Source organism: Steroidobacter sp., assembly GCF_016790065.1.
GTDB lineage: Bacteria > Pseudomonadota > Gammaproteobacteria > Steroidobacterales > Steroidobacteraceae > Steroidobacter.
Genome location: NZ_JAEUPY010000799.1, coordinates 1 through 11,317 on the forward strand (window position 1 = coordinate 1; position 11,317 = coordinate 11,317).

Consider the following 11,317-nt stretch of genomic DNA (forward strand, 5'->3'; position numbering starts at 1 on the left):
AATGTCCGCCTCGTACACGATGACGGCGTCGCCGACGATTCGAACCGACTGGGCCACCTTGCCGGAGGATTCGATGGCCACTTCGACCGTACCGGGCCGGCGCATCCACATCCCCTGGCGACCCTGGAACACCACGCGGCCGTCCTTCGGGGTCATCAAGCCTTGGTTGACCAGGTCCACGCCGAGCATGCCGTGTGCGTTACCGCTGACTGCGTCCTCACGAATACCGAGCGCCGGCACGAACATGCGCGATTCGGTGCCGACCACGCCGTTCTGCTCGACCAGCGCGAACACGAAATAACCTTCGGCGCCGACATGCGAGGTGAGGCGCGCCAGTTCCTCGAAGTCCGGCTTGATGGAGCCGAGCAAATCGTTGGACTTCAAACCCACCAGCAGGCGCGAGCCGCCTTTGGTCAGCACTTGTAACGGACAGTCGACGTGCAGGCTCGGGCTGGAGATGCCGAGCGCATTCAACACCTGGCGGCGATGATGCTCCGGAATGATAGGACCCAGCGACGGCGGATTCTGGGTGATGGCGATGCGCAGATCGCCGTCCACTTCGGTGACTTCGATTTCCACGATGCCGGCGCCCGTGCGCTGCCGCAGCTTGCCGACCGGCTTGCCATCTTTCTTGGCGCGCACGTATTGGGCCGCGATGGTGGCGTGACCGACGAACGGCACCTCGTGCCGAGGCGTGAAGAAGCGCACCTGCATGTCGTGGTCGCTGGACTCGGCTTCCAGCACGAACGCGGTTTCGCCGTTGACCTCGGTGGCGATGGTCTGCATCTGCTCCGCCGTCAGATCGTCCGCGTCCAGCACCACGATCGCGGGGTTGCCGCAATAGCGCTGACGAGTGAACGCGTCGACATGAAACAGCCGGCAATGACGGTTGGGCATGGTTGCAGCCAGAAAAAAACGAAGCGCACGTTATAACGCCAGAAGGGTAAATGGGGACAGATCTATTTTCGCGCCAGCCCTGAGCCGGGCTCGACGGGTAACGAAAATAGATCTGTCCCCATTTGCCCTGTTACAATCGCGCCCGCCTTAGGGGTGGCCCTGACTGGGGCCTGAGATGCCGACCGTCCACGCAAGTGGGCTCATTGGCGGACCCGTTGAACCTGATCCGGTTAGTACCGGCGTAGGGAGCAGGTCGTGACGTCAAGTCCGTTCATCCATCGGCCATACATCCATCATTCTGGTGATGGCCAGCCTTCTGCTCAGCGCGCTTGTGCCCGGGTCTTCACTCGTGAGGATCTGGCAATGCTCTATCGTCAAACGATTGTTTCTCGGTCTTTCTCCCGGGTTCGCACCCGGTCCCCGTTCGTTGCTCCATTCGTTACTCTGGCACTGAGTGCCTGCATCGCCACGCCGGTCTTTGCCGCCGAGGACGATGTGCTCGAAGAAGTCGTCGTCACCGCGACACTGCGTCAGCAACCGTTGCTGCAGGCGCCGGTGAGCGTCACCGTGCTCGATACCCAAACCCTGCGCGATGCCGGCCGCCAGCATTTCGAAGATGTGCTGGCGGCAGTGCCCAACCTTTCTTATGCAAGCGGCACGTCGCGGCCCCGTTTCTTCCAGATTCGTGGCATCGGCGAGCGCGAGGAATGGCAGGGCGCACCCAATCCGTCGGTGGGCTTTTTGATCGACGGCATCGACTTCAGCGGCATGGGCATGCCGGCGACGTTGTTCGATGTGGATAGCATTCAAGAGTTGCGTGGTCCGCAGGGCTTGCACTACGGCGCCAACGCGCTCGGCGGTTTGATCGTCATGAACGGCCGCGATCCCCAAGATCAGTTTGGTTTTTCCACGGAAGCTTCGCTCGGCGAATACAACAGCAGCTCCATCGGCGCGGTCGCGACGGGGCCGGTGGAGTCGTTGAATTCGGCGTGGCGTGTGGCCGTGCAGAACTATCGCAGCGATGGGTTTCGCAAAGATGTTTATCTCGGTCGCGACGACACCATGGATCGCGACGAGCTGACTGCGCGTGCCAAATGGCGTTGGCGTCCGAGCGAAAGCACCACCGTCGATTTGACTTGGTTGCATGCGGATCTCGACAACGGCTACGACGCCTGGTCCATCGACAACACGCGCACCTCGCTGGCCGACCGGCCGGGCAAGGATGCGCAAAAGTCGGACGGCGCGGCTCTGCGCATCGATACATCGGCGGGCCAGCTCGGCCGACTTACATTGACGGCGACGCTTTCAAACAGCGACACCGACTACAGCTTCGATTCCGATTGGGGCAACGCCGAGAGTTGGGCGCCGTACACCTATGATTATTTCGATCGGCAGCAGCGCGAACGTCGTGGCCGCAGCTTCGAAGCGCGCATCACTTCGGAAGAAGCAGCGTCGCCGCACGGGCTGACGTGGGTGGCCGGCGTGTATGGATTGGATGTCGATGAGCGGCTCGATTCGACGTCGCAAGGCGTGTACATCGATCCGTTCAATCCCGATTGGTCGGGCACGACCGATAAGCGAGTGACCAGCGACTACGACGCACAGAACATCGCTGCGTACGCGCAAGTCGCAGCGCCATTCAGTGAACGTTGGGGCTGGTCGTTTGGCTTGCGCGGCGAGCAGCGCAAGGCCGACTACTCGGATGTTCGTAACGATGCCGGCGATGTGAGCGGCATCGACGAGACGGCCAAGGACACCATGTGGGGTGGACAGGCCACGCTGTACTTCGATCAGCGCGATCATTTGCGTTGGTTCGCCACTGTCTCGCGCGGCTACAAGGCCGGCGGTTTCAACATCGGTGAAGCAGCGCAAGCTCAGGCGGAGTTCTTGCCGGAGTATCTGGTTGGCCTGGATGTGGGTCTGAAAGGTCAGTGGCTCGATGGCCGGCTGTATGCCGATGTCACCGCGTTTTATATGAAACGCACCGACATGCAGGTCGCCATCAGCACTCAGCTGGTGCTCGGCGATCCGAGCAGCTATCTGCTTTACACCGACAATGCTTCGGGTGGCCGCAATCTGGGCATCGAGAGCAGCCTGCGTTGGCGTGCGACTTCGCAGCTGGAACTCGGCGGCTCGCTGGGCCTGCTGCGCACTCGCTACTCCGGCTTCCGTCCCGATGGAGTCACCGACTTGAGCGATCGCGATCAGGCGTATGCGCCGGAGTATCAAGCCTCGCTGAATGCGACCTGGCGTCATCCGCTGGGCTGGATGGCGCGCATCGATGTGACGGCCACCGACGATTATTTCTTCGACGTGCCGGACAACAACATTCGCTCGGAAGCCTACGCACTCACTCATCTCAAAGCCGGCTACGAAGCCGAACGTTGGGCCGTGTATGCCTGGGGCCGTAACCTGTTCGATCAGGACTACACCACCCGCGGCTTCTACTTTGGCAATGAGCCGCCGGATTTTGCCGCCACTCGTTACACGCAGTTGGGCGAGCCGCGGCAGTTCGGCGTCACTTTCCGTTGGGAGTTTTAACGATGCGCACCGCTATCGAAATCAGTCTGTATCCGCTGGACTCGGACTACATTCCGCCCATCAAGGATTTCATCGATCGGCTCAATACCTATCCTGAGCTGCAGGTGATCACCAACGCCATGAGCACCCAGATCGCGGGCGAGCACGCGCGCTTGTTCGAGATCCTGGGCAAGGAGACCGCCGCGAGCTTTGCTCAGCATGGACGCAAGGTGTTTGTGATGAAGGTGCTCGGCGGCACTGTGCCTGAGGCCTGAAGGTCGCAATCTGAGTATCGCAATGAGCCCATCGCTGCAGACCATCGTCGAGCAGATCCAGCAGACGTCGCCGTGGGAACTGGCGGCGCTGCTGTTCGGCCTCGCCTATTTGTTGCTGGCCGTTCGCCGCAATCTGCTGTGCTGGCTGTGCGCGCTGCTCAGCTCCGCCATTCCCATCGTGTTGTTCCTGAAAGCAGCGCTGTACATGCAGGTGTTGCTGAACGTGTTCTACCTGGTGATGGCGGTGTACGGCTTCATCAACTGGCGGCGAGGCCAGACTGAAGCCGGCGATGTGCGTATCGAATCCTGGACTGTGAACAAGCACGTGACGGTGATCGTGCTTGTCATAATCGCGAGCGCGCTGAACGGCTGGGCGTTGTCGCGCTGGACCGACTCGCCCGCGCCGTATCTGGATTCTTTCGTCACTTGGGGCAGTGTCGTTACCACTTGGATGGTCACGCGACGCATAATCGAGAACTGGTTGTACTGGATCGTGGTCGACGGCGCTGCCGCCTGGCTGTGTTTCAGTCAGGGGCTGCAGGCCCTGGCGTTGTTGTTCATCATTTATCTCGGGATCGTGGTGCGTGGATATTTTGTCTGGCGGCGAGAACAAGTGCTGCAGAGTAAGCCGGCGGTCGCCACACCGTCAGTGTGAGCGTGCGTGATGGCGGAGGACGCCCTCGCCACCGCGCTCGCCATCGCCGCCAAAACGCTGGGCCTCGGCAGCGAGGCCATTCTGTCCTGCGAGCCCATCAAACACGGACTGACCAATGAGAGTTGGCTGGTTCGCACCAAGCGGGACGACGTGGTGATCCGCATCAGCAACGCAGCTGAGCAGGCGTTGCAGATCGACCGTGAAAGTGAAGCGCTGGTGTTGGCAGCAGTGGCCGAAGCAGGCATCGGGCCGGAAGTCGTGTTGTGCGACCCGGCACAGCGAGTGTTGATCACGCGCTATCTCGGCGACACCTGGACGGAAGCGGATGCTGTGCAGGAAGACAACATCCAACGACTGGGCCAATTGTTTCGTCGACTGCATCGCGTGCCGCCGCCTGCTGGTGTCCGGCGAGTGGAGTTGAACGACACGCTCGAAGGTTACTTCCGCACGCTGCAAGAGCGCGGGGTGCAGCCAGCGTTGATCACCAAATCGCTACGAGACCGCGCTTTGCAAGTTGCGTTGAAGCTGCGTGAGAACTCCGCCGCGACGCTGTGTCACAACGACGTGCATCATCTCAACGTGACCGACGACGGCGCGCTGCGCTTGATCGATTGGGAATATGCCGGCGTGGGCCAACGACTGTTCGACCTGGCGTCGGTGTGCGTCTATCACCAGTACGACAAGCTGCAGCGGGAGCAATTGCTCGGCGCTTACACCTCGCTCACCGAACTGACGACCTGGCATCGCCTCGAGCTGGCGTGCTGGTTGTTCGACTATGTGCGCGAGCTGTGGATGGCTGTGCGCGAGAGCGGTGGCTAGCGAGCGGTCTTGAACGCCAGCGCCACCTGATTGCGCAAGGTTCGTAACAAGCCCAGCTGATCGGCGTCGATCTTGATGCCGTCGGGCCGCTCCGAGTCGGCATACAACAAGCCGAGAGTGTTGCCCTTCAAGACTACCGGCAACAAGATAAAACTTCTGGCGCGGATGGCGCGCCGATGCCACTCGGGAATGCGTTGCGCGATGTTCTCGGCCTGCGCGTTCTCGATGACGATGTCGGCGCCTTTTTCCACCGAGACATGAAATGCATCCGGAGCGAAGGCCAGCGGGAAACAGCACTGAGGAATGATGCGTTCGATGTCCGCGCCGAAGCCGAAACGCGCGCGCATTTGATTGAGCTTGCCGTCGCGGATGAAAATCATGGTGCGGCTGAAGCCCATGCCGCGATACATGGTTTCCAACACCATGTGCAATAGATCGTTCAACGGGCAATCGGCGGTCAGCGCCTCGGTGACATCGCGAATGCCAGCGGACAGCACCTGCTGCGGAGTGTCGGCTGTCGTGGCTTCCTCTTTGTCGTCCATGGCGTCGACGTGTTGAGTCAGCGGATCCAGCGTCGGCTCGTCTTCGGCCAGATCGATACTGATCGGCGGGCTACCGCTCCAGGTGCGAATTGCTTTCAGCGTCGGGCTGTTCGCCGCCGGCAGGTCGAGCGTGGCGGAACGCTCCGCCATTTCCTTGAGGCTTTGCTCGACGATGTCTGCCAGCTCTCTGGTGTCGAGCTTGACGGCCGCGCCGTATCGTTTGCTGACGGCGAGTAGGGCAGCTCCCTTGCCCGCTGGCGGCGTGCGTAGCGCGAGGTTGTACAGATCGTTGGCATAGTTGGCTGCGAGCTTCAAGCGTTGCACGTCGGTGTCGGGCGGCACGATCTCTCGCGTCGATAGCGTTTGCATGCCTTCGATCAAGCGAACCGGGAAGTTCCACTCGCGGGCCATGCCCACACCCAGGTCGCGATAAGAAATGCCGAGCACTCGATCAGCTGCGGCTTCGTCCGGCATGCCTTTGTCGATGAGCGCGCGGATCTGTTGCTGTTCTTCGAACAGAAAGAACGTGACCAGCAGCCGGCCGAGGCTCTGGAACATGGCGCACATCACCGCTTCTTCGCTGTTCGGCATGCCCAGCTTCTGGCCGAGCTTCTTGGAAATCACGCCGGCGAAGAATGCGCCGATGAGTTCGTCTTGCAGCGACTTCTCCTGCGGACGGCCGCGGGTGAACTCCAGCATGGCCAGCGCCGTCGCGGTGTTACTCACCTCGTCGCAGCCCAGAATCATCACGGCCTTGGAAATCGTGCGAATGCGGCCGTGGAACTGGCTGTAGATGGCTGAGTTCACCACTTGCAACAGCTTGGTGGTCAGTGCCGCGTCGCTCAGGATGACTTGGGTCAGCTGACGGTTGCTGTGCAAGTCCGAACCGACCACTCGATTGATGTCGGTGATGGTGGAGGCCAGCGTTGGAAACCCCGAAGCGCTGCGCAGCCGGCGCAAGATCGCTTCCAGTGGCGTCGGGCGTGAATCGTCGGTGCGCGGCGGGCTCGTCATGGTCTGTATCCCCTCCTGTGCATCGACCTTCTAAGGTTTTCCTTGAGTGTGGAAGTTACGTGCCGGGCGGTCGGAGTGAGAGGCGCGTCGCAAGGTTTTGGCCACGCCTGGATGATATTGAGGCGCTGTCGGCCGATTGCCGGCGCCGCCGACGGCTGCTGGATGAGCGCCGAACCCGGGTAAACTAGGCGGCCAGCCACTCAACCTTCCTTTCGCCATGACTGTTGCATTGGCCTCGCTGGCCGAGGCTATGAAAGCACCTGCGCCCTGGTTCCTGCCGTACCTGCCGGTGGCGCAGCGGGTGCTGGCTGCGCCATCGTCGAGTTCGGTGGCGGACGCTTTGAATGCAGCGGTCGGCGACGATTTGACTGGCTTGCGCTTCGTCGAACAGGCGGCGTTGCCGGAGGGCGAGTCGTATGAGGCTTTTATCTTTCGCACCGGCTGCGTGCCGACGCGCGACAATCTGCACGACCTGTTCAATGGCTTGATGTGGCTGGCCTACCCTAAAGCCAAGCGACGCTTGAATGTGCTGCAAGCCGATGAGATCAAGCAGCGAGGCGGCGCCAACGGCACACGCGGGCCGCTGCGAGACGCCCTGACTTTGTTCGACGAGAACGCGGCCATACTTCAAGCGCCTGCGGCCTTGATCGAGGCGCTGCGTGCTCGCCAATGGACAGTGTTGTTCGAGGAGCAGCGGGCGCAGTGGCAATCGGCACGCTTGAGAATTTTCGGTCACGCCTTGCTCGAGAAACTGCAGCAGCCACGCAAGGCCATCACCGCGCATGTCTGGGTCATCGCGGACTTGACCGATGAGGCATTGGCGTCGAGTCTTGTCTCCGAGCGGCTCGCCGCCAAGGATTTTTTGCCGTTGCCGGTGCTGGGTGTACCCGGCTGGTGGCCCGACAATGCCACGCCCGGCTTTTATGACGACGCCGATGTGTTCCGGCCGTTGCGCCGCTGAGTAACCTGCGACCATGAAATTGCAAGACGGTGTGCTGATTCAGCGAAACGCTCTGAGGTCCGATGACCTTGGGGAGTTATCGCGTTATGTGCAACGTGCCTCGATCAGCGATTCGCCTGTCTCCAGCTTCGAGAGCGACCCCGTCGAGGGCGAAGTCGAGTGGGTAGTCAATAAACAAGTCCGCGACACTCAGCACGTGAAGCTCACTAAAGCGATGGCTCAAAAACTGCGCGCCATCGATGACGCCAGCATCGCTTCGATCATCAATCCGTTCTATCGAGTCGAAGTCGGTGAGCGCGAACCGTCGCAGATCCTTCATTACGGCGTGGGCGGTCACTACATCCCGCACGTCGATGCCGAGACGCTCTATAAAGACGACGATGGGTTGGAGCTATGGGAAAAGACTCTGGATCGCGACCTGTCCGTGGTCTATTTCATCAATGACGATTTTGCCGGCGGGGAGTTGTTTTTTCCGGCGCTGGATCTAGTCATCGAACCCGAAGCCGGTACGCTGGTTTGTTTTCCTTCCGATCACAACTATATTCATGGCGTGCGCCCCGTGACTTCCGGCCACCGCTACACCATCGTCACTTGGATGCGCGTGCTCGGCATGCCGGAGCGGGACGAGATCAACCAGACGTGGATGGATGAGTACCATCGGCAGCGGCCCAAACAAGTCGAGCAGAGTCCGAGACTGGGCAAAGGTAAAGGCGTGATCGCCTAAGGACGGTAGCTCATGGCTGAGGTCATTCCGGATCCGACCAAGATCAAGAGTTTTGCTTCGGCCGCCGAGTTCGAGAAATGGCTGAGCAAACATCACGACCGCGAGACCGAGCTGTGGTTGCGGTTCTTCAAGAAGGGCTCCGGCAAGCCCACAGTGAGCTTTGCCGAAGCGCTGGACGCGGTGCTGTGCTGGGGTTGGATCGACGGCATTCGCAAGGCCTACGATGCTGAGTCGTTCCTGCAGCGCTATTCGCCTCGCAAAGCCAAGAGCGTGTGGAGCGATATCAATCGCCAGAACGTCGCGCGGTTGACGAAAGCGCGGCGCATGACCCCGCACGGTCAGAAACACATCGATGCTGCCAAAGCCGACGGTCGTTGGGATGCCGCTTACGCACCCATTCGCAGCGCCTCCGCCGACAGCATTCCCAAAGACCTGCGTGCCGCCATCGATGCCAACGCTCGCGCTCTCAAGACGTTTGCGTTGCTCAACCGACAGAACCTGTTCGCTCTGATCTTCCGCACCAACAACATGAAAACGCCCGCCGGCCGGGCGAAGAAGATCGAAACACTCGTGGCCATGCTGGCGAGAGGCGAGACCGTCGTACCTCAGAAATTGGAAAAGAAGCCTGCTGCGAAACGGAAGGCGGTGAAGAAGGGGCGCTGATTCGGCGCCTAAAATCCGATCGCCGTTGATGCTGCCCTCATTCCCGCGACACGGTCAGGGATCGTGGGCTACTCATAGGCAACGCGAATGTCGCGAAGTGCGATCAGTAAGGACTCGCCGACTATAGCGGCGCGCGAATCGTCCGCAGGGAGATTGGCGCCATTCGATACTAAATCTCTCACTTCAAAGAAGGCTTGTAGGGCTGAGACGATTTCCGGCGATAAGGTGTTAGAAGGTTGCAGTTCTGAAATCAGCTTCGTATAGGGAGCAACATGGCTGAGTTCGATGCCCCGGAGCTTCGCGATCGCGCGGAGCTCTGCTTCGATCAACCCTTCCAGCTGGACGATAGTGGCGCCCTGGCTTTGAGTGGTGAACTCGCGCAGCGGCGCGTTGGCAGAGGTAGAGAATAACTCGCCCTTGTGGCGTAGGTCCTCAATGAGGGATTCGAGTTCGATCTCTTGTCCAAATAACTTTCCTTTTCTTAGTCGCTGCAGAATGTTGGAGATTTCCCTTCGGAATAAACAAAGCGTGCCGAAGAGGCCGACGGGCCAGGCCAAGTGGCCTAGGGCCGATATCGCCTTTGCTATCGCCTCGATGTATTGCTCTGACATGACTGCCGAATTCTGTGATCCTCAGAAAAATGTAGCGCATGCGCTGGTGCAATGAAATCGAAGCGAGAATAAATGGAAACAGTAGGGGGCATGCTGGGGGGGGGGAGTTTGCGAAGATAGCGCAGGTCGCACCACGCATCGTCCGCGCATGGATCGCGCGGAGCTAGTTGCGTGGGAGGTTGCGTGGGAGTTTCACGCGGTGAACTCTCCGCGTGTTGCGAGATAACAGTGAAATTAATAAAGTGAGGTGCTACCTGTTTGTTGTTATATACAGTCCGTGACAGGCGCAGTACGATCGTTGCTCTGAATCCTGGGGGATAGTTCGGGGTGCTGCTGGATAACAATCAGCATGGAGCGCGCCGAAGCGTGTTGCGAAAAACAGCGAGGGATGCCGATGGCGAAGCAGGGGCGACGATCTGCCATCAGTGGGCAGCAGGAGTTGCAACGGCTCCGGGCGCAGCTGCAGTCGATGCGAAGGTTTGGTGTCTTTTCGACGACCGGAAAAGTGCTCTGTGAGGGCTTGCGTACTTGTCGTGTGATATTGCCGTTTCTTTTCGCCTGGCTGGCGATTCGCGATTGGCCGGAACATCGCATCGAGGCAGATCTCCAGGCTGGGTTGAATGCCAATGTGACTGTGGAGAGCCAAACGCTCACGGACATGCTTGGTGAATTTCTCGGTGAGTACTCTTTGTTTGGGTTGTTGGTACTGCTGGCGTTTTGCGGTGTCGCTTACGGTCGCTATCAAAGCAAACTGCGGCGGGATGACGTACAACGGCTTTCGGCGTATAAAGAAAAGTACGAATTACTTCGGGATCCGCGGCGCTCTTCGAGTCGTTTGACTTCCAGGGGCGAGACGCGCCCAGAGGACGAGTGATATGAATAGCATCTTGGTCGTAGTAGCTAATCTGCTCGTCATCGGCGCATTGCTCTGGTTGTTCGATGTTCTCTACCGAGCCTATCGATTGGATCTACTCCGCTTTCATATTTTCCGTGCCAGAGATGATTTGTTTCTGGCCGCGGAGCGGGGCGAGATCGCCTTTGAAGATCGGGCCTATGGCATGACTCGGCAGATGCTCAACGGAATGATTCGTTACGCGCACGTCCTGGGCCTATGGCGCGCTGTCGCGCTCATTCTGTTTCAGCGACGGACCGCCGACATCAAGGAATTGGAGCGTTTCTGGGCAAGTTACGGGGAAGCGATCAAGGCACTGCCGCTGCATTCCAGGAAGCAAGTCATGCGAGCGATGGCTGAGGCGCATGTGGCAATACTTTCCTATCTTTGTCACACCTCGCTGCTGTTGTTCCCGTTCGTGTTTGTCGGAAAGTGGATGATCCGGCTGGCGTCGAGGGTGTCTGGATTCGCGCGCATTGCTCGCAAGGCGATACCAGCTCAAGCCAAGCAGATATTTGATCATCAGGCCTACGAAATCGGTGCGTAGGTAGTTCCCTCCGGCGCTCCGCCGGGTCAGTTCCCCTGCTGTCCTGCGACGCAGCTAAGAGGTTGCGTGCAACTTATTGGCGAGCGCGCGTAGACTGGCCGGCGACGCGCACAGCAGGAGTCGGCATGCTCAAGAACAGGGTTCTCGCCAAGGCGGCAATTAACAAGTGCTGCCTCGTGCCCCGCGCGATGCTCATT

At 59.8% G+C, this 11,317-nt stretch carries 12 protein-coding genes and 1 riboswitch; of the genes, 9 read left to right on the top strand and 3 right to left on the bottom strand.

The features are described from left to right. The coding region (locus JNL55_RS32455) for a PhzF family phenazine biosynthesis isomerase (RefSeq protein WP_293864486.1) at positions 1–897 on the bottom strand (897 nt) is incomplete at its 3' end. A 139-nt stretch (positions 898–1,036) separates the two neighbouring features. After that, a riboswitch (TPP riboswitch) is annotated at positions 1,037–1,163 on the top strand. Positions 1,164–1,260: 97 nt separating this feature from the next. Here JNL55_RS32455 and JNL55_RS32460 point away from each other — a divergent pair. From JNL55_RS32460 to JNL55_RS32475, 4 genes are read left to right on the top strand one after another with little or no spacing between them, the layout of a single operon-like run. Further along, positions 1,261–3,438 carry a TonB-dependent receptor gene (locus tag JNL55_RS32460; protein ID WP_293864489.1) on the top strand — a complete coding sequence of 726 codons (2,178 nt, stop codon included), beginning with the start codon at positions 1,261–1,263 and terminating at the stop codon, positions 3,436–3,438. Positions 3,439–3,440: 2 nt separating this feature from the next. Continuing rightward, a complete protein-coding gene (locus tag JNL55_RS32465) occupies positions 3,441–3,692 on the top strand; it encodes a YkoF family thiamine/hydroxymethylpyrimidine-binding protein (protein ID WP_293864492.1) in 252 nt (83 codons plus the stop codon). Between the two features lie 22 nt (positions 3,693–3,714). After that, positions 3,715–4,347: a nicotinamide riboside transporter PnuC gene (gene pnuC, locus JNL55_RS32470; protein ID WP_293864495.1), complete on the top strand. Its 633-nt coding sequence runs from the start codon at positions 3,715–3,717 to the stop codon at positions 4,345–4,347. A gap of 9 nt (positions 4,348–4,356) precedes the next feature. Continuing rightward, entirely contained in the window at positions 4,357–5,166 is an 810-nt protein-coding gene (locus tag JNL55_RS32475) for a phosphotransferase (RefSeq protein ID WP_293864498.1), read from the top strand. Here JNL55_RS32475 and JNL55_RS32480 read toward each other — a convergent pair. Further along, a complete protein-coding gene (locus JNL55_RS32480; protein ID WP_293864501.1) occupies positions 5,163–6,722 on the bottom strand; it encodes an HDOD domain-containing protein in 1,560 nt (519 codons plus the stop codon). The genes JNL55_RS32475 and JNL55_RS32480 overlap by 4 nt on opposite strands. A gap of 217 nt (positions 6,723–6,939) precedes the next feature. Here JNL55_RS32480 and JNL55_RS32485 point away from each other — a divergent pair, with 217 nt between their 5' ends. The 3 genes from JNL55_RS32485 to JNL55_RS32495 are packed head-to-tail and all read left to right on the top strand — an operon-like array spanning position 6,940 to position 9,070. After that, on the top strand, positions 6,940–7,683 hold the full coding sequence (locus JNL55_RS32485) for a DUF3025 domain-containing protein (RefSeq protein WP_293864504.1): 744 nt from the start codon (positions 6,940–6,942) through the stop codon (positions 7,681–7,683). A gap of 13 nt (positions 7,684–7,696) precedes the next feature. Further along, entirely contained in the window at positions 7,697–8,407 is a 711-nt protein-coding gene (locus tag JNL55_RS32490; RefSeq protein ID WP_293864507.1) for a prolyl hydroxylase family protein, read from the top strand. A 12-nt stretch (positions 8,408–8,419) separates the two neighbouring features. Beyond that, entirely contained in the window at positions 8,420–9,070 is a 651-nt protein-coding gene (locus tag JNL55_RS32495; RefSeq protein ID WP_293864510.1) for a YdeI/OmpD-associated family protein, read from the top strand. A gap of 68 nt (positions 9,071–9,138) precedes the next feature. Here JNL55_RS32495 and JNL55_RS32500 read toward each other — a convergent pair whose 3' ends face one another. Continuing rightward, positions 9,139–9,681, bottom strand: a complete 543-nt coding sequence (locus JNL55_RS32500; protein WP_293864513.1) for a hypothetical protein — start codon at positions 9,679–9,681, stop codon at positions 9,139–9,141. Positions 9,682–10,030: 349 nt separating this feature from the next. Here JNL55_RS32500 and JNL55_RS32505 point away from each other — a divergent pair, with 349 nt between their 5' ends. Then, complete coding sequence (locus tag JNL55_RS32505; RefSeq protein WP_293864516.1) at positions 10,031–10,555, top strand: hypothetical protein; 525 nt, start codon at positions 10,031–10,033, stop codon at positions 10,553–10,555. Between the two features lies 1 nt (position 10,556). Beyond that, positions 10,557–11,120: a hypothetical protein gene (locus JNL55_RS32510; RefSeq protein ID WP_293864519.1), complete on the top strand. Its 564-nt coding sequence runs from the start codon at positions 10,557–10,559 to the stop codon at positions 11,118–11,120. The last annotated feature ends 197 nt before the right edge of the window (positions 11,121–11,317 follow it).